The following is a 20983-nucleotide window of genomic DNA, read 5'->3' as shown; positions in this document are numbered from 1 at the left end:
GAAATATTCAGAAAGTAGGAAAGTGGCGGTACTAAAGAACTATTCCTGTCAAAACTGGCGGCTTTAGCATGGAGATAGAAAAGCTGTTTACCCGCAACGGATAAAAACAATGACCGTATACCGGAAGATTTCCCTCTTGATGCTGGCGGTTTTCCTGCTGATCTATCTGCTTGGAGCGCTGCTCTACACACAGCAGGCCCGTCATGATGTCCAGCGCGAGCTCGACGGTGTTGCCGGCCTGGCACAGAGCCTGGGAAGCCCTGCTGATCTTCCGGAATCCGTCGTCAGCAGCATGCGTCACATGATCCCGGCTGATATGGAATCCGGGTCCGTCGGAGAAGTGCCAGCCTGGTTCTCGGCGATGATTGCCGGAGAACCTTCCCGGCCGGTAGTCAATGGCTGGCAGGTTGATCCCGCCGACGAGGTTGAGGAAATCTGGGAAGGGTTCCTGCTGATCTCGGGTGCTTATGCAATCGGTATGGGCCTGTGTTTCCTGGCCCTTTTCGTAATGGTTGGGCGAGGCATGCGCACGCTTGCCAGCCTGTCCGAGGCCATGGGCGCGGTCTCGGCGGGTCAGCTGACTTCCCGGCTGCCGCGTCAGGGCGAACAGGAACTGGATGCGCTGGTTTGTCGGTTTAATTCCATGGCCGGGGCGCTGGAGTCGGAGCAGCAGACCGTCAGCCGTCTGCTTAATGAACTGCTGCAGTTACAGGATCGGGAGCGGGAACACATAGCCCGGGTACTGCACGACGATCTGGGCCAGTACCTCACCGGAATTCGCGCCCAGGCCCGCAGTCTGCTCTACGATCCGGACCTGGGTGATCGACAAAAACAGCAGGCCATGGAGCTGGCGGAACACTGCGAGACCATCCAGAAACATTTCCGGCACCTGTTACAGGATCTGCATCCGCTGGTGATGGAGCAACTTGGTCTTGGCAGTGCAATCCGGCATTTGGCGGAGCAATGGCAGCAGCTCAGCGGGCTTGAATGTCGCCTGGCCATGGACGAGCGGTTGCCGGAATTTACCGGTGAGCAGCAGACCCACCTTTACCGATTCCTGCAGGAAGCCCTGAACAATGTTTCCCGACATGCCAACGCGTCCTGCGCCACGCTTGCGGTTGCCCGCAAAGACGACGAGCTGAGCATTGAGGTGCGTGATGACGGTGTCGGCAATGATCAGCTGCCCGGCAATGCGGGTCTCGGCGTACGTTCAATGTGTGAGCGGGCCCGCTGCCTGGGTGGTGAGGTCAGGTTTCTGAGTCGTATTGGCGAAGGAACTCGCATTCGGCTTGCTGTGCCGCTCAGCCCGAATACCGGAGGTGTGCTGTGAAACTGATGATTGTGGATGACCACCAAGTGGTACGCCAGGGCATCGCCAATCTTTTGCGCTCGATGCTTCCAGCGGTGGCAATCACCGAAGTCGACAACGGCCAGGATGCGGTTGCCCGCTACGGGGAACTGCGACCGGACGTGGTGCTGCTCGATATGGGGCTCCCCGACATCTCCGGGTTGGAAGTCGGGCGTCGACTGCGTCAGCGCTGGCGTGGGGCGGCTATCCTGTTTTTTACCATGCACGATGAGCTGCCAATGGTAAGGCAGGCCCTGGATGTGGGTGGCCTGGGGTTTGTTTCCAAAAGCTGCGCCCCCGAGGAGCTTGCAGAAGCAGTGAAGAGGGTCGCCGCCGGACAGCCCTATATCGAACATCCGATTGCAACTCGACTGGCCATGAATCAGGAGCGACCTGTCGATCATCGGCTCAGGGATATGACCCAGCGGGAGATGGAGGTATTGCTGATGTACGCCAGGGGCGAGAGTGTCGGCGGAATCGCCGAACGGTTATGTGTCAGCAGTAAAACGGTTTCCAACCACCTGGCCGGCTTGAAAAACAAGCTTCAGGTGTCTTCGTCCGTGGAGCTGATTCATTTGGCGGTGGATGCCGGTCTGATTCGTTATGGTCAGCTTGAGGAAGCGAGGCGGGTCTGAGCCCGCCCCGGATTACCAGTCAAAGGGGCAGGCCGTACAGCCCTCCATATGGGTGCCCTCAAAGGTGGCATAGTGGATTCGGGTTCCGGTCAGGTCTGCATCAGCCAGGTTGGCCAGCCCAAGCTTGGCTTCCTGAAGATTCGCCCCTCTCATGTTGGCTCCTTTCAGGTTCGCCTTCGGTAGCCAGGAAATCTCGAAGCTGCTAAAGGGCATGGTGGCGTTTACCAGGGTGGCACCGGAGAAACGGGAGAAGTCGAAGTTGGCGCCGGTCAGATCGGCCCCGCTGAAGTCCGCACCCTGGGCGAACAAATACTCGCCCTGCATCCCCTGTAATTGGGCATTCTTCAGCGATGCGCCGCGCATGCTGGCCCGGTAGACCTGAAGGCGGTAGCCCGTGACGTCGTCAAGGTTTGCGCCATCAAGGTTGGCACCTCGCAGGCTGGTATGGCTCAGGTTGGCGCCCGACAGGTTGGCACCTCGGAAGTTGGCAGAGCGCAGATCCATATTCGACAGATCCGCTCCCTGCAGGTCAGCGCCGGCACAGCTGGTCTCCCGTTCCAGCTTGCAGCCATTAATGACAGGGACCTCGTCCAGGTCGGCCATGTAATCGCCGGCCAGTGCCGGTGCCATGAACAATAAAAGTGAGGCGGTAGCCATAGGTCTCATGATTTCACTCCTGAATCTTGGCCGGAAAAAGGAGCCTGGCGAACCGCCAGGCTCAGTCCGGAGGACAGTTAGCGGGAGGCCTGTGCCCAGGAGGGCATTTTGAAGACCCAGAATGACCCACCCTGGGAAATGGGCTTGGTCAGCTCGGCCATGTCGCCGCCCCAGAGAGGAACCGCGCCGCCGTAGCCGGAGGCAACGCCGATGTACTGCTCGCCGTCCATCTCCCAGGTGATCGGAGAGGAGATGATTCCCGAGCCGGTCTGGAACTTCCAGAGTTCTTCGCCGGTTTCAGCATCGAATGCTTTCAGGAAGCCGTCGCCGGTTCCGGTGAACACCAGTCCGCCCTTGGTTGCCAGCACCCCGGCCCACAGTGGCAAACGTTCCTTGTGCTCCCATTCGATCTCGCCGGTGAGTGGATTCATGGCGCGAAGGATGCCCACGTGGTCGTCGTACATGCGTTTGATACGGAAGCCCTGGCCCAGGTAGGCGGCACCTTTCTTGTAGGTGACCTCTTCAGTCCAGTAATCCTCTTTCCAGTGGTTCGCGGGCACGTAGAAGAGTCCTGTATCCTGGCTGTAAGCCATGGGGTTCCAGTTCTTGCCGCCGAGGAAAGGCGGAGATACCTCAATGGCCTCGCCACGGGTTTCACCCTCTGCTACAGGTGGCGGACGCTGACCTTTTCTCTCCACAGGGCGGCCATCCTCACCAATGCGCTCGGCCCAGGTAATGTTGTCCACGAACGGAAAGCCTTTCTTGAATTCACCGTTCTCACGGTCGACAACATAAAAGAAACCGTTGCGGTCGGCATGGGCGGTCGCTTTGACGGTTTCGCCGTTCTCGTCGTATTCAAACAGCACCAGCTCGTTGTTGCCGGAGAAATCCCAGGCATCGTTCGGCGTGTGCTGGTAGAACCACTTCACTTCGCCGGTGGTTGGGTCTACACCCACCTGGCCGGAGGTGTACAGGTTGTCGTAGTCGGCAGGGTCACCGCCAGGTGATGTGCGTTTCCAGGTATTCCAGGGCGCCGGGTTGCCGGCACCAATGATGATGGTATTGGTTTCCGCGTCGAAGCTGGCGCTTTGCCAGGGGGCACCGCCGCCATGACTCCAGGCTTCCACCTTGCCGGTTTCGGTGTTGGGATCATCCGGCCAGCTGGGCGCGCGGGGGTCGCCGGTGGGCGTGCTTTTTTCGCCGTTCAGGCGGCCATAGTGGCCTTCAACGAACGGTCGCATCCAGACTTCTTCACCGGTATCCGGATCCCGGGCAAACAGCTTGCCGACCACGCCGAACTCATCCCCGGAAGATCCGTGAATCAGCAGAACCTTCCCGGTCTTCTGGTCTTTTGCAATGGTAGGCGCGCCGGTCACGGTATAGCCGGCTTCGTGGTCGGCGAATTTTTCACGCCATACGATGTCGCCGGTGTCCTTGTTGAGGGCAACGATGCCTGCATCCAGAGTGCCGAAGAAGACCTTGTCGCCGAAGATGGCTGCGCCTCGATTGACCACGTCGCAGCAAGGGCGAATACCCTCCGGAAGCCGGTGGTTATACTCCCACAGCCGTTCCCCCGTTTTTGCGTCCAGGGCCCAGAGGCGTGAGTAAGAGCCGGTTACGTAAATAACACCGTCATGAACCAGCGCCTGGGATTCCTGGCCCCGTTGCTTCTCATCGCCGAACGAGAATGACCAGGCCGGAACCAGGCGCTCGACGTTGTCCCGGTTGATCGTGGTCATGGGACTGTACCGCTGCGCCTTGGGGCCAATGCCGTAGCCCAGCACGTTCTCGGTTGTTTGGGCATCGTTGGCGATATCTTCCCAGGTAACGTCTTTGGCACTAGCCTGGGCGGCCAGTCCTGCTGCTGACCCGAGAGCCAGGGCCAGTCCGATCCCGCGAAGGAGCGGGCGCTTGCGTGTTTTGATGTTCATAGTCTTTCCCCTTGGTTTTTGTTGTAACCATCGTCTTGCTCATGGCATCGACGCCTCGAGTATTGGCTCAGGGGGTTGGCTGTGGCGACGGAAAAGAGCATGGGGCACCCGGGAAACGGGCATTAAAAACCGGGAAAAATTCCCGAAATACTCCTTTCTTCATGAAAAGTGGCCATTTTTGGAGCATCGATTGGGTATCTCGTGCTTTGGCCTTCGCTCTGAGCGTCTACTACCAAGGAACTAAGCCAAAAACCCCAAAGTGGCATTCGGATTGGCGAACGGGATTCCTAGACTGGTGATCAGCAAGTTGGCAACTGACAAATCCAACAGCCAACCACGGGGAATCCAATAACAGAGGTAAGACCAATGGCAATGTCCTTTTCACTGAAAGCAATCGTGGCTACGGCCATGCTTGGCCTGGCCGGTTTCGCTATTGCGCACGGCAATGTCACACCACAGGAAGTGGATACGGGCAACCTGCCGGAGCTGGGCGATGACGTTCGCATCGAGAACCCCTTCCGCGAAGGTAATGAGTTGGGTGAATACAACGCCCAGGCGATAAAGATTGGCGAGAGCGCCTATGCTGGCAACTGTGCCGCCTGTCATGGCATACGGGCGATGTCTGGCGGCTTGACGCCGGACCTTCGCGAACTGACCGAATGGGATGACGAGTACTACATCGGTCGCGTAATGAACGGTACCGACCGTGGCATGCCTTCCTGGAAGGAAAGCATGGACCAGAACGCCATGTGGGCCATCCGCACCTATGTGGAATCCCTGCCCAAGCCGGAGTGATGAACTCGGCCCCTGTCAAAACGAATGCCTGAATTCGGGTCGGCCCTGTGCCGGCCCTTCGTCGTTGGGAGAAAACAATGAAAATACTGTCTCGAATTCTTGCCCTGTTGTTGTTTGCTCAGGTTGTCCTTTCCCAGGAGGTTGACGACGGAAACGAACTGCTCAACCGGCCTGCGGAGCGCACCTACGACATCATTCTGGATTCCGGCTATCTGAAAGTCGGCGTCTATGAAAATTTCCCGCCTTATTCCTACGAGGTTGATGGTGAACCCAGGGGTATCGACATCAAGCTCGGGCGACGGATTGCCGAGGAAATGGGCGTTGAGTTCAAGGTGCACTGGATCATTCCCGACGAGAATCTCGGCGACGACTTGCGCAACAACGTCTGGAAAGGGCACTACCTGGCCAAACAGCGGCTTGCTGATGTCATGCTGCGCGTGCCCTACGACAAGACCTACGCCTACATGCAGGATTCCACCGGCGAGTACATCAACGAACAGGTCGTTCTGTTCGGCCCGTATCAGCAGGAAACCTGGCAAATTGCCTACAACCCCGAAAAGCTCGATGCCGTCGAAACCGTGGCGGTTTTTCAATACAACCGCATTGGCGTCGAGATAGATACCTTGCCTGATTTTTATCTGACCTCCGCGTTCGGGGGCCGCATGCGGGAGCAGGTTCGCCATTACACCAACGTGGCGGATGCATTCGAGGCGATGCGCAATGGCGAGGTCAGTGCTGTCATGGGTATGCGATCGGAGATCGATCACGAACTGGCGAAACCCGGGAACAAGGCATTCAAGGCTGCTGGCAATGGTTTCCCGGGCATCGGCAAACAGGTCTGGGATGTGGGCATGGCGATCAAACACACCCATCGCCAGCTGGGCTATGCCCTTGAAGCCATCATCGACAGGCTGGTGAAAACCGGAGAGATGAATGAGCTCATGGCCAGCCAGAATCTTCGCTACAGCGTGCCAGGCTACTACCGGGCCTTCCTGGATGAGCAGGCCATTGCCAGGGCAGAGGGCAATCTGTAACTCCCTGTCCTTGCCCAAAACCCGGACGGCTTTGTGAAGTAGTAATACCAAGTGATGAGAAAACCTGTTCCGGGGAGCAATTGTTGGTTTTGCCCTCAAGGCGAAGAATCGTATCAGAGGCGGGAAAAGTTCCCGGTTCGGCCTGAAACGAACACACAGAACCGAAAACAAGAGACTTGGAGAGCGCAACCATGAGAACCAACAAGTTCGGGATTCGCATTGCGGCCAGCGCCCTGGCTATGGCAGTTTCCTACGGGGCCCATGCGGTAACCGACGAAGACATCCTCAACGATCACAACACCCCGGAAGACATTGTCAGCTATGGCATGGGTACCCAGGGACAGCGCTACAGCATTCTGGAAGATCTGAACACCAACAACGTTCAGTATCTGCAGCCGGCCTGGGCTTTCTCCTTCGGCAGCGAAAAAATGCGCGGCCAGGAATCCCAGCCGCTGATCAAGGACGGCGTCATGTACGTGACCGCCTCCTACTCCCGCATCTATGCCATCGATGCCAGAACCGGCGAAGAGATCTGGCAGTACGATGCCCGTCTGCCCGATGGCATCATGCCCTGCTGTGACGTGGTTAACCGCGGTGCCGCCATCTACGGCGACAAGGTGATCTTCGGTACCCTGGACGCCAAACTGGTTGCCCTGAACAAGGACACCGGTAAGCCGATGTGGATCAAGAAGGTAGCCGATTACCAGGCCGGTTATGCAATCACCGCCGCGCCCATGGTCATCAAGGGCAAGGTCATTACCGGCGTTTCCGGTGGTGAATTCGGTATTGTCGGCAAGGTGGAAGCCTACGATGCCAATACCGGTGATCTGGTATGGACCCGTCCGACGGTAGAAGGCCATATGGGTTACGTTTACAAAGACGGCAAGAAGATCGAGAACGGCATTTCCGGTGGCAAGGCAGGCGTGACCTGGCCCGGCGAAATGTGGAAGAACGGCGGCGCGGCTACCTGGCTGGGCGGCACCTACGATCCGGACACCGATTCCCTGTTCTTTGGTACCGGTAACCCGGCGCCCTGGAACTCGCACCTGCGCCCCGGCGACAACCTGTTCTCCTCAAGCCGACTGGCGATTGATCCGGACGACGGCAGCATCAAGTGGCACTTCCAGACCACCCCGAACGATGGCTGGGACTATGATGGTGTTAACGAACTGATCTCCTTCAACTACGAAGAGAACGGTAAAACCGTGAAAGCAGCGGCCACCGCCGACCGTAACGGGTTCTTCTACGTACTGAACCGCGAGAACGGTGACTTTATTCGTGGCTTCCCGTTCGTGGACAAGATCACCTGGGCAGAGGGCCTGGATCCGAAGACCGGCCGTCCGATTTACACCGAGGGCGGACGCCCGGGCAATCCTGCCGATATGGAAGGTGGCAAGGGTGAAATGGTTCTGGCTCAGCCAGCCTTCCTCGGCGGCAAGAACTGGATGCCCATGGCCTTCAGCCAGCAGACCGGTCTGTTCTACGTGCCCTCGAACGAGTGGTCCATGGATATCTGGAACGAGCCTGTTTCCTACAAGAAGGGCGCTGCGTTCCTGGGTGCAGGGTTCACCATCAAGCCGGCCAACGATGACTACATCGGCGTACTTCGGGCCATGGATCCGAAAACCGGTGAGGAAGTCTGGCGTTACGAGAACACCGCACCGCTGTGGGGTGGCGTGATGACAACGGCCGGTGGTCTGGTGTTCACCGGTACGCCCGAGGGCCATCTGAAGGCGTTTGATGCCAAGACCGGCGAAGAGCTCTACCGCTTCAACACCGGTTCCGGTGTCGTGGGCACGCCCATCACCTGGACCATGGATGGCGAGCAGTACGTCTCTGTGGCGTCCGGCTGGGGTGGCGCGGTTCCGCTCTGGGGTGGCGAAGTGGCCAAGGTAGTGAAGGACTTCAACCAGGGCGGTATGGTCTGGACCTTCAAGCTGCCGAAGGATCGGGTTGCCAGCAACTGATCCAAGCGAAAGTGAAAAAAAAGGTCGCCCTGGGGCGACCTTTTTTATTGAGCTGTCCGTTAGATCAGGCGGCCTGATTACGGGCTGTCTCGCTGACCGACTGGTGAATGTCTTCGAACAGTTTTCGATCTGTCTGCCCGATCGGCAAGTCGTAGGTGATGGTGGCACCAAATGCCTGTGGGTCATGGGGATCGTTGCGCACCTTGTCGAACACCAGCAGTCGGGTGCCCAGGTAAAAACCTTCCTTCAGATCGTGGGTCACCATGAAGATGGTGGTGCCGGTTTCCTGCCAGAGTTTCAGCAGCAGGTCGTGCATGTCACCGCGAATCCCCGGGTCCAATGCGCCAAAGGGCTCGTCCAGCAACAGAACCCGCGGGCGCATGATCAGCGACTGGGCGATAGCTAGGCGCTGCTGCATGCCGCCCGACAGTTCGTGGGGCCATTTGTTGGCGGATGGGCTCAGGCCCACCGACTCCAGCATGTCGTCCACTTTTTCGAGAGCTACCTTGCGGGCGCCGCCGAACAGCTTGCCCAGCCAGGGTTTCTGTTCGAGTTCCAGGCCCATCAGCACGTTCTGGCGCACTGTCAGGTGCGGGAACACAGAGTAGCGCTGGAATACGATACCCCGGTTTCTGTCCGGCTCGCCGGGGAAGGCCTCGCCCTCCAGTAGCAGTTCGCCGCGGGTTTGGGTTTCCTGGCCCAGAAGCATTTTCAGGAAGGTGGACTTGCCGCAACCGGAGGCGCCCACGAGGGTGCAGAACTCGCCCTGTTTCACGCTCAGGTTCAGGTTCTCCAGGATCACCTGATCGCCGTATTCCTTCCAGAGATTGTTAACGGTTATAAAGCTCATCAGTGGCCTCCTGCGTTGTACCAGGGGAACAGCCTGCGGTTTGCCAGACGCAGGCACTGGTCGATAACAATGGCGAGAATGGTGATCCAGATGACATAGGGCAGGATCACGTCCATGGCCAGGTAGCGCCGCACCAGGAAGATCCGGTAGCCGAGGCCTTCGGTGGAGGCAATCGCCTCGGCAGCAATCAGGAACAGCCAGGCGGGGCCAAGGCTAAGGCGCACGGCGTCGATCAGGCGGGGCAGCACCTGGGGCAGGGCCATGCGGGTGATCACCTGCCAGGAATTGGCACCCAGGGTCTGGATCTTGATCAGTTGCTCGCCGGGAAGTTCGCGGACCCGCTGGGCCACATCCCGCATCATGATGGGCGCGGTTCCGATTACGATCAGCATGACTTTGGAAAGCTCGCCCAGCCCGAACACAATGAAGAGAATCGGTAGTATGGCCAGCGGCGGCACCATGGAAAGGGCAGAAACCAGAGGAGCAAGGTTGGCCCTGACCAGTGGCAGCACTCCATTGAGAATACCGACCACCAGCGCCAGCGAGGCGGCGATACCGACGCCCATTCCAAGGCGCGCCAGACTGGCGGTCGTGTCCTGCCACATCAGGTAGTCGCCGCTGCGACGGTCCTCCTGAAAAGCCATGCGATCCACGGCCGCGGTCATCTGCTCCAGGCCGGGAAGGAGTTTGTCGTTGGGGTTGTCTGCCAGGCGCTCCTGGGAGGCCAGGCTGTAGATGAGCATGATCAACAGAAAGGGCAGCAGGCCCAAGAGGGTAGCGGAAACACGCCCGGGGTGATGGTTGATCATTCGCATGAATCGTCTCCTCTGGTTACACAACACGGCAAGGTCATCGCGGGTAACAGCGTCCCTTGCGATTCAGTCTCCCGGGCTTTTGTCCCGCCGTGTAACCTCCCCAGAGGTCGGTAACTCTCGGACCAGCCATCCGGGAATCTTGACTGCCCGGACCGGAACCCTAGTCACCCATTTTGTCCGTCGCTCTGTCTGCGGTGTTGTGAACAGTGCTTTGAACGGATCGGGTTTTTGAAAACCGTCAGTCGGAAACAGTGCAGATGGCATGCCAGATCCGAAGAGCGGGCGAAAACGGGTCATCCCGGCAAAAGCATCGGCAAAAATATGCACCGGGTTGGTGCGGCATAGGTTCGGATGCTCGATCATGACGCCTTTCCCGAGAGCAAGGCCCGGGCGGCCGCAAGGATGCGATTGTGGCTTGCAGCCTCCCGGCCCGCACCACCGGCAACGTGGCCCCAGTCCGATTCCAGCGATTCCACGGTTGCGCCGGGCATCCGGCGGCCATCCTCACTGGCGTCCTCCTCGGTAAAGTAGAGATCGGTGGTGCAGAGCATCATTCGGGTAGGCATGGCAATGGCAGAGAGCGCCGCTTCGTAATCCATGCCAAATACGGGGTTGTCGCTGATATCACCGTTCTGCCAGGTGTTCAGTACGGTGAGCAGATCATTGGCGTCCTGGCCCAGATGATCCTGCTCCCAGAATCGAAGCAGCTCTTCAATGGAGCCAAAACCCTGTTCGCGCCAGAGCTCGTGACGGAAAAACGCCTGGGAATAAGCCCAGCCCGCATAAACCCGGCCGAAGGCCCGGAGTCCGCGTTCGGGTGGACTCCGGTAACGGCCATTCTCGAAGGCGTGGTCACAGGTCAGTGCCGCCTTTACGCCCTCAAGAAATACCCGGTTGTGGGGATAGCACCGTGCGGTGCAGCAGGTAGCCAGCACCGCGCGCACCTGCGTCGGAAACAAACAGCCCCACTGCAGTGCCTGCATCCCGCCCATGGACCAGCCCATTACCAGCGCGATCCGGGCGTCTCCGAAGATGTCCTCCACCAACCGCTTTTGTAGCATCACGTTGTCATTCAGGGACACGGCAGGAAAGCCCGGGCCGCGCTGCGCTCCGGCGGTGTTCGAGGGTGAGGATGATTCGCCTGCGCCTAACAAAGCGGGAATAACGATGCAGTAACGGTCTGGATCGAGGGGGCTGTTGCCTCCAACCCACGGGTGATTACCCGCGGCTGCACCACCGTAGTACGTGGGCAGCATAATCAGGTTGTCTTTTGGTGCGTTCAGCTCGCCGATGCGGTGGTACCGCAATCTCGCGGAGTGCAACGTTTCGCCGGAAGTCAGAGGCAGGTCACCTGCTTCGTAATCTTCTACAAGCCATTGCTTCGACGCCATTTTCCCCTCTCTTTCAGGCTGACTGTTTGCCTGAAGTCTCTCGCCTTCGCTCTTATATATACACGCTGGCATGTAAGTTGAATGGCAAAAACAAAGAAAGAAACGTGCCAGAACCCAAACTGATTGCCCGCATGACGGGCCGGAGAAAAACAGGATGACGGAATTGACCAACACCCAGGCCCTGAAAGAGAAGCTCACAGAGGAAGGTGTGAAATACGCCATTGCCAGCTACGTGGACATCCACGGTGTGACCAAAGGCAAGTTCGTGCCCGTGGCTCACTTGGGGCAAATGATGGAAGGCTCGGAGCTTTACACAGGCGCCGCCCTGGATGGCGTGCCCCAGGATATCTCCGACGACGAGGTCGCCTCCATGCCGGATGCCGATGGGCTGGCCATCTGCCCCTGGAATCGCCAGCTGGCCTGGTTCCCGGGCAATCTGTTCCTGAACGGCGCGCCTTTCGAAGCCTGTTCCCGGAATATTCTACGTCGTCAGCTGAGTGCGGCGGCCGATATGGGGTATCGCTTCAATCTCGGTATTGAAACCGAGTTCTTCCTGTTCCGGGATACCGAGGATGGCGGCTTTGCCCCGCTGAGTGATCGCGACAACCTGGGCAAGCCCTGTTACGACCCCCGCACGCTCATGGATAACCTGCCCATCATGGATGAGCTGGTAGACGCCATGAACGAGCTGGGCTGGGATGTGTACTCGTTTGATCACGAAGACGCCAACGGCCAGTTCGAAACCGACTTCAAATACGCTGACGCCCTGACGATGTCTGATCGCCTGGTGTTCTTCCGGATGATGGCCAACGAGATTGCCCGCAAACATGGCGCTTTCGCGAGCTTCATGCCCAAGCCCTTTGCCGACCGCACCGGCAGTGGCGCCCACTACAACATGTCGCTGGCGGACCTGGAGACCGGCCAAAATCTCTTCGAGCCCAGGGGCGACGACCTGCACAACTGTGGCATCAGCAAGATTGCCTATCACTTCACTGCGGGTGTGCTGAAACACGGTGCTGCCATCAGTGCCGTGATAGCGCCGACGGTGAACAGCTACAAGCGACTGGTGCGTCAGGGCAGTATGTCGGGCTCCACCTGGGCACCGGTATTCATGTGCTACGGCTCCAACAACCGCACCAACATGATCCGGATTCCCGGCATGGGCGGGCGCATCGAATGCCGTGCCGCAGACATTGCCTGCAATCCCTATCTTGGCAGTGCGCTGATTCTCGCTGCAGGGTTGGAAGGCATCCGTGAAGGTCTGGACGCGGGCGCCCCCCACCACGAGAACATGTACAACTACAGCGATGCTGAAATCGCCGAGCAGGGCATTGAGTATCTGCCCCGGAACCTGGGCGAGGCGGTGGAGGCCTTTGAGGCCGATCCGCTGGCGAAAGAAGTCTTCGGTGAAGCCATGTTCAAAAGCTTTATCGACTTCAAGAAAGGCGAGTGGGAGAGCTATCAGAACCACGTGTCGGCCTGGGAAGTGGACCGTTATCTGAAAATGTTCTGATAGCTACAGGGCCTGATGTCAGCTTCGGAAGCCTGGATCGATGCGGTCCAACTTCCGGAGAAGTCCTGGCCAGGCAAGGTTGCCACCCATGCCCTTGGTGACCTTTTTGGCCTGCTCCCGAATGGAGCTGAGAATGGTATCGGGAATACGTACCAGCGGCTGGCCTCCGGACATGGCCTGAATCTGGACCTCGCAGGCGCGCTGCAGGATGTACATGTTCAGGAAGGCCTCGGCGACGCTGGGTCCCGTGGTCAGCAGGCCGTGGTTGCGCAGGATCATGAAACGGGCGTGGCCCAGATCTGCCTGCAGGCGCGCTTTCTCGTCTTCGCGCAGCGCCACGCCTTCGTAATCGTGGTACGCGAGTCCGGATAGCGGAAAAAGACTTTGCTGGGACAAGGGCAGCAAGCCTTCCTTCTGCGCTGACACAGCGACACCGGCGGTCGTGTGGGTGTGCATGACACAGGCAGCATCCTCACGAACCGCATGGATGGCGCTGTGAATGGTGAAACCGGCAGGGTTGATGTCGAAATCGTCTGGATTGATCTTGTTGCCTTCCTGATCAATGCGCACCAGGCTGGAAGCCGTAATTTCCTCGAACATCATTCCGTAGGGGTTGATCAGGAAATGATGCTCGTCACCGGGAATTCGCACCGAGAGATGGGTGAAGATAAGGTCGTCCCAGCCGTAGAGAGCAATCAGTCGGTAGGCGGCGGCAAGGTCAATGCGAAGCTGCCACTCCTCCTCACTGACTTCACCCTTTTTGGATGGAATTGCCAATTGCTCGGACATAGTGCTGACCCCTCGGAATCGGTTGGTTTTATTGTTGATTGACGGTCAATGTAGCGCCCGCAAGAATCGGATGGAAGGGGGCGAAGCAAACGCGCATCATATGGATGATGGGTTGTGCGCACATGAAGGAGCCGAAGCATGGAAAGTTTCCGAACCCCGATGCAGGACGAGAAGGATAGTGACGCGAAAGCATCCATGCCCGTTGCCGATCGAATGGTCGCACTGGCCAGGTACATCGAGAGCCGGCCAGATGAACCGTTGAGCCTTGCCGACCTCGGCGCTGTGGTTGGGTTGTCGCCATCCCGCGTACAGCGGGTGTTCAAGGAAACCTTCGGTGTCTCACCAAAGGCTTATCAGGATGCACTGCGCCTGAACCACTACAAGCGGGCGTTGAGAACAGGCCGGACCGTGACCGATGCAATCTACGATGCCGGCTTTGGTTCGGTCAGTCGCGTCTATGGCAAGGCAGACCGACAGGTCGGCATGCCGCCTTCCCGCTACGGCAAGGGTGGGGAAGGTGAAACCATTGCCTATGCCTGCCGGGAAACGGCTCTCGGCCTGCTGATGATGGCCGCCACCGATCAGGGTGTGTGTTTTGCCGAATTCGGGGATGATGAGACGGCACTGGGAGATCAGTTACAGAAGGAGTTTCCGAAGGCTCGACTGGCTCCGTCTGGGGCAAAGGGATCGCCGGAGCTGGATGCGTGGATGTTGGCTCTGGATGAGCATTTGAGCCAGAACATGCCCAGACCGGATGTCCCTCTGGATATCCGTGGCACCGCATTCCAGACACGCGTCTGGAAACTCCTGCTAAGCGTCCGTGAAGGTGAGGTGGTGAGTTACACGGAGCTGGCAAGGCGACTGGGCGAGCCCAAAGCCGTTCGGGCTGTGGCCTCCGCCTGCGGGCGAAACCGCATCGCCGTGCTGATTCCCTGCCATCGGGTGTTGCGCAGTGACGGTTCCCTCGGTGGTTACCGCTGGGGCCTCGACCGAAAACAGCAATTGCTGGAGAAAGAGCGCTCAGCCTCGACCCAGTAGCACCCAGAACTGTCGCTGGAAAAACGCCGTTTCCTGTTTCAACGAAAACAGCTTCGGCGCAAACAGCCAGGTCTGGGTAATGCCCATCAGATAGGTGTAACTCAGCAGTCCCAGATCCTCCGGGTCTTCCTGTGTAGAAATCAGACCCTGCTCAGCTGCCTGGGCAACCAGGTGCCGGAACATCGCAATAATCGACCGGGTCAACGCCCGTTCCCGCTTCAGCGTTCGGCTCATGGCATCGGTTAGTTCGGTCTTGTTCAACAGAATCTCGAACGACTGACGATACTTCCGGTCATTGGCCAACAAGCTCAGCCAGCGTTCAATAAAATGATCCATGGCCTCAATGGGCGTTTCCCGCATGCCAGAACACTCCGCGACCAGGGCTTCCAGCGGTTCCTGGGAGTAGGCAAGTACAGCTTCGTACAGATCATCCTTGTTCTCGAAATGCCAGTAGATCGGCCCACGGCTACAACCGGCTTCTTTGGCAATACGGCTCAAAGTCGTTAGTGAGTAACCGTCCCGGCTAAACAACTTGAGCGCGGCCTCAAGCACAGTCTGGCGGGTTTTCTCGGCATCTTCCTTGGTACGGCGCATCTGATTCGTCTACTTAACTTGGCTTGGGAGTTTCGGGGTGGTATGAGGGTGCCTTTCCAAAACACGCTCCTTGCGGCACATCCATGTGACGCTTGGGCTCCGCCATCCATGGCTCCGCACAGTTTTGGAAAGGCACCCCCACACCACCCCTCCCGCGAAGTCTAAACAAAAACGGGCACGAATGTTCGTGCCCGTAGCTTCAATGTCAGTAGTGCGGCTTGTTCAGATCTCTCCGTCAGCCGCCATCTCCATGTAGCTATCATTAAACCGCAGCTTCACGTTGCCAGAGTCACCCATGATCGACCCATCGGGGAACTCAATGCCTACGAAGTCCGGGCTCATGGCCCCCTGGCCCAGCAGGCCCTTCTCGAAGGAGAACTCACGTACGCTGTCCATCGCTTCAGACGCCTCGTCGCTGTTGATGAAGTCCACCGACATCTGCGGCTCCCAGAACATCTTCATGCCTGCCAGCTGTGCTTCGTAGCCGCCCTGGTCCGTGCCGGAAAGCTCGCCCAGGTATGCCCGCGCCTCCGCACCCTCTGGGGTATCGGACTCAAGAATACTCATGGTCTCGTACCAGGCTCCGACCAATGCCTTGCCCAGCTTGGGATTGTCGGCCAGGGTCTCGGTGTTTACCAGAGTCAGATCCTTGATGTGGCCCGGAATCTGGCTGGAATCAAACAGCTTTGTAGCACCGGGATAGGCTTCCACTTCGCTCAGCAACGGATTCCAGGTTGCCACATGGCGAACATCGTCGGTCTGGAATGCAGAGACCAGATCAGCGTCAGAAATGTTGACCACGCTCAAGTCACGTTCTTCCAGGCCAACGCTGGCCAGGGCGCGGGCCAGGAGGTAGTGGGAGACGGACAACTCAACCAAATGAACGGTTTCGCCTTCCAGCTCTTCGATGCTGGACGCATCTTTTGAAACCAGGCCGTCGTTGCCGTTGGAGTAATCACCGACGATCAGCGCGGTGGTATCCACACCAGAGGCTGCGGGAATCGATAGGCCGTCCATGCTGGTAGCTGTCACACCATCGAACTGGCCGGCGGTATACTGGTTAATGGACTCGATGTAGTCGTTCACCTGCACGATATCCACTTCGATATCGTACTTGTCCGCCCACTTTTTCATGATTCCGTAGTCCTCGGCATACTGCCAGGGCACCCAGCCGGCATAGATGGTCCATGCGATGCTGAAGGAGTCCTTTTCCTCGGCCATTGCACCCATGGACAGGGAGGCCGTGAACAGACCGGCCGCCAGACCTTTGGTGATGTCGCGTGTTTTCATGGTGTCTCTCCTCGGGCCTTGCCCGTGTTTGCAGGTTTGGTCTTTCTTCAGTTTTTTGGGGTTGCTGGCATTACTCGGTAATCTCTTCAACGATCACGACCGGCGTTCCGGGCGAGACCGCCTGTCCCGCTTCCCGGCGCACGTCTACCACGCGTCCGGTTACGGGGCTCAGTAATTCGATTTCCATTTTCATGGATTCAATAACCGCCACCGGCCGCTGGGCATCGATGGTGTCGCCTGGCTTGACCAGGCACTCCCAGAGGTTACCGGCTACGTGGCTTTCCACCGCGTGCTGGCCTGCTGGCAGGTTGGCAATGTCGTCTTCGCCGGTGTCCTCGATCGGTGCTTCGGAACTGAAGTTAATCTGGCCCGACTCGATCCAGCGCTGCAGCTCCTCATCGAAGGCCTGTTTGCGCTTGGCTGTGAAGGTCTGAATTTCGTCGTCGTTGTTCGCCAGAAACTGCTCGTAGTCCTTCAGATTGAAGCGGGTTTCCTCGACCTTTATCGGGTAGTCGCCATTGGGAAAGTCCCGTCGGATTTGCTGCAGTTCTTCGGCACTGACCTCGTAGAAGCGCACCTGGTCAAAGAACCGGAGCAGCCAGGGCTTGCCGGGCTCGAAGAAATCGGTGGTGCGGTAGCGATTCCACATCTGCAGGGTACGACCGACAAACTGGTAGCCGCCTGGCCCTTCCATGCCGTAGATGCACAGGTAGGCGCCGCCGATGCCAACGGAGTTCTCCGCGGTCCAGGTACGGGCCGGGTTGTATTTGGTGGTCACCAGCCGGTGCCGGGGATCCAGCGGGGTAGCGACCGGGGCGCCCAGATAGACGTCGCCCAGGCCCATCACCAGATAGGTTGCCTCGAAAAGCGTCTTTTTTACCTCATCGATGCTGTCCAGTCCGTTGATGCGGCGGATGAACTCCAGGTTGCTCGGGCACCAGGGGGCATCCTTCCGCACCGACTGCATGTATTTCGCGATGGCGGTCTGGCAGGCTTCGTCATCCCAGGACAGGGGCAAATGAACGATGCGCGCGGGCACATCCCATTCGGGCTGTTTTTCCAGTTCCTTTTCGGCGCCGATCAGCAGATCCAGCAGCGTGCGCTGGTTCAGTTTCTGGCTGTCGTAATGCACCTGCAGGGATCGGATGCCGGGGGTCAGCTCCAGAATGGCATCGTGATTCTGCTCACGCAGCCACAGCATCAGCGCGTGGGCGCGGAAGCGCAGGCGGATATCCAGCTCCATTGGGCCGTATTCCACCAACACGTAGTTGTCGCCGGCGGCCCGATAAACCACGCCGGTTTCGTGTTCATCGTCACTGAGTGCCGCCAGAACCGGGGAGGTTGGTGTGATCGGTTTGATATGGGCGGTCGCTGCGGTCAGGGTGGCGATGGACTCGTCGAGGGCTTCCCGCAGGGCCACGGCCTGGTCCTGACTGACCGGAACAAATTGGACCTTGTCACCGGCTTTCAGTTGGCCCAGTTTCCACAGGTCAGCGCTGATGACCGTCACCGGGCAGACAAAGCCGCCCAGGCTGGGGCCATCAGGACCGAGAATCACCGGCATGTCGCCGGTGAAATCCACGGTGCCCACGGCGTAAGCGTTGTCGTGAATGTTGGACGGATGCATACCGGCCTCGCCGCCATCGCTGCGCGCCCATTCCGGTTTCGGGCCAATCAGGCGAACGCCGGTGCGGCTCGAGTTGTAGTGAATCTCCCAGTCGCTGGCGAAGAAGGTGTCTATATCTTCTCCAGTGAAGTAGTCCGGCGCGCCATGAGGCCCATAGGTAACGTGCAGTTTCCAGGTCTTGCCGATGGTCGGTTTGAGGTCGGCAGGGAGAGTGGTCAGGCCGGTTGGCTCAGACTCCGCCAGGGCCAGCACATCGCCGGCCCGCAAGGCGCGGCCGCAATGGCCGCCGAACTGGCCGAGCGTAAAGGTGCTGCAGGAGGTCAGGTATTCGGGGCAGTCCAGCCCTCCGCGGAACAGCACGTAGGCCCGGGCGCCGTCCGCCGTGGTGGCGCCCAGCTTCAGGGTGGCGCCAGCGGGCACGTCGATCACCTGCCAGGAAGCCATGGGCTGATCATCCAGTGTGGCGTCCAGCTGGGCGCCCGTCAGCGCAATCTGGGTGGCGCGGTTGAAAGTGAGCACCGGCCCCTTAAGGGTGATTTCCAGGCCTGGAGCCCCTTCCGGATTACCCAGCAGTCGATTGCCAAGCCGGAACGAATAATTGTCGAAAGGACCCGACGGTGGTACGCCAATTTCCCAGTAGCCGATGCGCCCGGGGTAGTCCTGGATGGTGGTCAGGGTGCCGCCACTGAGCACATCCACGGTGGCCGGCTGGTAATCGAATTCGTTCAGGGTTCGAGTAAACAGTCTGCCCTCGGCAAAGCGTGGGTCGTCCAGCACCTGGTGCACGTATTTCAGGTTGGTCTCGATGCCATAGAGCTGACTGTCGTCGAGTGCCTGCATCAACCGCTGACGGGCAGACTCGCGATCGGCCTCATGCACAATCACCTTGGCGAGCATGGGATCATAGAGCGGCGACACCTCTGTGCCCGGCTGAATCCAGGTATCGATTCGCAGGCCATCCTCGTCGGGCCAGGCCACGTTGGTGAGCAGACCGGCGCCGGGCTGGAAATCCTTGTTGGGGTCTTCCGCATAGATCCGGGCCTGGATGGCGTGGCCAGAAGGCGCAAGTTTGCTGCCCAGTTTCGCCAGGTCGGGCAGGGTGCCTGCGCCCAGTTCCACCATCCATCGGACCAGGTCTACGCCATAAACCTGCTCGGTCACACCGTGCTCCACCTGTAAGCGGGTATTCACTTCCAGGAAGTAGAACTCGGTGGTGTCCGGGTCGTAGATAAACTCCACGGTGCCGGCGCTGCGGTAGCCAATGCTTTCACCCAGCTGACGGGCTGTCGCGTGCATGCGGGAGCGGACGTCGTCGGATAGCCCTGGCGCCGGAGCTTCCTCGATCACTTTTTGGTTGCGACGCTGGGCCGAGCAGTCACGCTCGCCCAGGGCCAACACCTGCCCTCCGCCATCGCCGAAAAGCTGTACTTCCACATGGCGGGCATGTTCCACGAATTTTTCCAGGAACACGCCGCTATTGCTGAAATTGTTCTGGCTCAGGCGCTGGACCGACTCGAAGCTTTTGCCCAGATCGTCCGGGCCGTAGCAGCGGGACATGCCAATGCCGCCACCGCCGGCGGTGCTTTTCAGCATCACCGGGTAGCCGATGGTGTCGGCGGCTTTTAGCGCTTCCTCCAGATTGGTCAGCAAGCCGGTGCCTGGTAGCAGTGGTACGCCGGCGCTTTCAGCCAGTGACCGTGCCGTATGCTTGAGACCGAATTGCTCCATCTGCTCGGGTGTCGGGCCCAGGAAGACCACGCCTTCGGCGTCACAGCGTCGGGCAAAATCGGCGTTTTCGCTCAGGAAGCCGTAGCCGGGGTGGATGGCGCCGGCACCGCTCTTGCGGATTACCTCGAACAGTTTGTCCTGATCCAGGTAAGTGGTCGCTGCCGGGCCGTCTCCCAGGGAATACGCCTCGTCCGCCTGCCGTACGTGAAGCGAATCGGAATCCGCTTCGGCGTAGACGGCAACCGAGGTCAGCCCCATGTCACGCAGCGTGCGAATAACCCGGCAGGCGATGGCGCCGCGGTTGGCGATCAGGACCTTTGAGAATCTGCCGCTCAGCTCCATACCAGCACCTCAATCGGTGTCGGGTTCCAGCCGTTGCACGGATTGTTGAGCTGCGGGCAGTTGGAGATCATCACCAGAACGTCCATCTTCGCTTCCAGCTCCACGTATTTGCCGGCATCGGAAATCCCGTCCGCGAAGGTGAGTCCGCCGTCGGCCGTGACCGGGACATTCATGAAGAAGTTGATGTTGTGGGTGATGTCCCGTTTGCTCATGCCCAGTTCTTCGTGTTCGGTGACGGCCACCAGCCAGCTGTCCCGGCAGGCGTGCATGCACTTTTTCTCAAGGGCATAACGGGTTGTGTTGCTCTCGGCCGCACATGCACCGCCCAGGGTGTCGTGACGGCCGCAGGTGTCGGCGGTGATTTCCAGCATCACGTTGTTTTCAGAAGACATCAGCTTCGAGCCAGCCGTCAGGTAGACGTTGCCCTGCTCGCGGATGGTGTCGACGGCGCTGTAGCGTTCGGTCGGATTATGGGCGTTGTAGAACAGGGTGTCGGCGGCCTGGTTGCCCTCCAGATCCAGAATCCGGATGGTTTCGCCGGCGTTCACCACTTTCAGGAAATACTCGCCTGCCGGTACGGTTTCACGGAAGGCGGCATTTTCGGGCTTCAATGTGCTTTGCTTGATCATCTCCGGCCTC

The 20983-nt window shown here is 59.0% G+C and carries 17 protein-coding genes and 1 riboswitch; of the genes, 7 read left to right on the top strand and 10 right to left on the bottom strand.

Features of this window, described 5'->3' with window-relative positions; genetic code table 11:
* The first annotated feature begins 109 nt into the window (after positions 1 to 109).
* Complete coding sequence (locus BM035_RS04220) at positions 110 to 1330, top strand: sensor histidine kinase (protein WP_092030415.1); 1221 nt, start codon at positions 110 to 112, stop codon at positions 1328 to 1330.
* Complete coding sequence (locus BM035_RS04215) at positions 1327 to 1983, top strand: response regulator (protein WP_092030413.1); 657 nt, start codon at positions 1327 to 1329, stop codon at positions 1981 to 1983. The genes BM035_RS04220 and BM035_RS04215 overlap by 4 nt, the downstream gene beginning before the upstream one ends.
* A 12-nt stretch (positions 1984 to 1995) precedes the next feature.
* On the opposite strand, the gene BM035_RS04210 is transcribed toward BM035_RS04215, so the two are convergent.
* Positions 1996 to 2649: a pentapeptide repeat-containing protein gene (locus BM035_RS04210; RefSeq protein WP_092030412.1), complete on the bottom strand. Its 654-nt coding sequence runs from the start codon at positions 2647 to 2649 to the stop codon at positions 1996 to 1998.
* Positions 2650 to 2717: 68 nt separating this feature from the next.
* Complete coding sequence (locus BM035_RS04205) at positions 2718 to 4571, bottom strand: methanol/ethanol family PQQ-dependent dehydrogenase (protein WP_175497336.1); 1854 nt, start codon at positions 4569 to 4571, stop codon at positions 2718 to 2720.
* Between the two features lie 366 nt (positions 4572 to 4937).
* Between BM035_RS04205 and pedF the strand changes: the two genes are divergently transcribed.
* The 3 genes from pedF to BM035_RS04190 all read left to right on the top strand — a co-directional run bounded on the left by pedF (position 4938) and on the right by BM035_RS04190 (position 8367).
* The gene (gene pedF / locus BM035_RS04200) at positions 4938 to 5366 is read left to right on the top strand and encodes a cytochrome c-550 PedF (RefSeq protein ID WP_092030410.1); all 429 of its coding nucleotides are present in this window, start codon (positions 4938 to 4940) and stop codon (positions 5364 to 5366) included.
* A 77-nt stretch (positions 5367 to 5443) separates the two neighbouring features.
* Positions 5444 to 6400 (top strand): substrate-binding periplasmic protein, encoded by a 957-nt coding sequence (locus tag BM035_RS04195; RefSeq protein ID WP_092030408.1) that lies wholly within the window; start codon positions 5444 to 5446, stop codon positions 6398 to 6400.
* A 191-nt stretch (positions 6401 to 6591) separates the two neighbouring features.
* Entirely contained in the window at positions 6592 to 8367 is a 1776-nt protein-coding gene (locus tag BM035_RS04190; RefSeq protein ID WP_092030407.1) for a PQQ-dependent methanol/ethanol family dehydrogenase, read from the top strand.
* A 64-nt stretch (positions 8368 to 8431) separates the two neighbouring features.
* Here BM035_RS04190 and BM035_RS04185 read toward each other — a convergent pair whose 3' ends face one another.
* The 3 genes from BM035_RS04185 to BM035_RS04170 all read right to left on the bottom strand — a co-directional run bounded on the left by BM035_RS04185 (position 8432) and on the right by BM035_RS04170 (position 11423).
* Complete coding sequence (locus BM035_RS04185; RefSeq protein WP_053113107.1) at positions 8432 to 9217, bottom strand: ABC transporter ATP-binding protein; 786 nt, start codon at positions 9215 to 9217, stop codon at positions 8432 to 8434.
* Entirely contained in the window at positions 9217 to 10032 is an 816-nt protein-coding gene (locus tag BM035_RS04180; protein ID WP_008171002.1) for an ABC transporter permease, read from the bottom strand. The genes BM035_RS04185 and BM035_RS04180 overlap by 1 nt, the downstream gene beginning before the upstream one ends.
* 66 nt (positions 10033 to 10098) lie before the next feature.
* Positions 10099 to 10207, bottom strand: a riboswitch (guanidine-I (ykkC/yxkD leader).
* Between the two features lie 184 nt (positions 10208 to 10391).
* Positions 10392 to 11423 carry an alpha/beta fold hydrolase gene (locus tag BM035_RS04170; RefSeq protein ID WP_053113106.1) on the bottom strand — a complete coding sequence of 344 codons (1032 nt, stop codon included), beginning with the start codon at positions 11421 to 11423 and terminating at the stop codon, positions 10392 to 10394.
* Positions 11424 to 11577: 154 nt separating this feature from the next.
* On the opposite strand from BM035_RS04170, the gene glnT reads away from it, so the two are divergent.
* Positions 11578 to 12936, top strand: a complete 1359-nt coding sequence (gene glnT, locus BM035_RS04165) for a type III glutamate--ammonia ligase (RefSeq protein WP_092030405.1) — start codon at positions 11578 to 11580, stop codon at positions 12934 to 12936.
* An 18-nt stretch (positions 12937 to 12954) separates the two neighbouring features.
* On the opposite strand, the gene BM035_RS04160 is transcribed toward glnT, so the two are convergent.
* Complete coding sequence (locus tag BM035_RS04160) at positions 12955 to 13725, bottom strand: class II aldolase/adducin family protein (RefSeq protein WP_008171006.1); 771 nt, start codon at positions 13723 to 13725, stop codon at positions 12955 to 12957.
* 138 nt (positions 13726 to 13863) lie between these two features.
* Between BM035_RS04160 and BM035_RS04155 the strand changes: the two genes are divergently transcribed.
* Positions 13864 to 14763: a bifunctional transcriptional activator/DNA repair enzyme AdaA gene (locus tag BM035_RS04155; RefSeq protein ID WP_053113104.1), complete on the top strand. Its 900-nt coding sequence runs from the start codon at positions 13864 to 13866 to the stop codon at positions 14761 to 14763.
* Here the strand turns inward: BM035_RS04155 and BM035_RS04150 are convergent.
* From BM035_RS04150 to BM035_RS04135, 4 genes are all read right to left on the bottom strand, one after another.
* Positions 14746 to 15357 carry a TetR family transcriptional regulator gene (locus BM035_RS04150; RefSeq protein ID WP_008171010.1) on the bottom strand — a complete coding sequence of 204 codons (612 nt, stop codon included), beginning with the start codon at positions 15355 to 15357 and terminating at the stop codon, positions 14746 to 14748. The two genes, BM035_RS04155 and BM035_RS04150, sit on opposite strands and share 18 nt — an antisense overlap.
* A 222-nt stretch (positions 15358 to 15579) precedes the next feature.
* Positions 15580 to 16647 (bottom strand): putative urea ABC transporter substrate-binding protein, encoded by a 1068-nt coding sequence (locus BM035_RS04145; protein ID WP_008171012.1) that lies wholly within the window; start codon positions 16645 to 16647, stop codon positions 15580 to 15582.
* A gap of 70 nt (positions 16648 to 16717) precedes the next feature.
* Positions 16718 to 20344: an urea carboxylase gene (gene uca, locus BM035_RS04140; RefSeq protein WP_092030403.1), complete on the bottom strand. Its 3627-nt coding sequence runs from the start codon at positions 20342 to 20344 to the stop codon at positions 16718 to 16720.
* On the bottom strand, positions 20335 to 20973 hold the full coding sequence (locus tag BM035_RS04135) for an urea amidolyase associated protein UAAP2 (RefSeq protein ID WP_008171021.1): 639 nt from the start codon (positions 20971 to 20973) through the stop codon (positions 20335 to 20337). Before BM035_RS04135 ends, uca begins: the two co-directional genes overlap by 10 nt.
* Positions 20974 to 20983: the final 10 nt, after the last annotated feature.

The organism is Marinobacter sp. DSM 26671 (assembly GCF_900112835.1).
GTDB classification, from domain to species: domain Bacteria; phylum Pseudomonadota; class Gammaproteobacteria; order Pseudomonadales; family Oleiphilaceae; genus Marinobacter; species Marinobacter flavimaris.
This window is presented reverse-complemented; position numbering and strand designations above follow the sequence as displayed.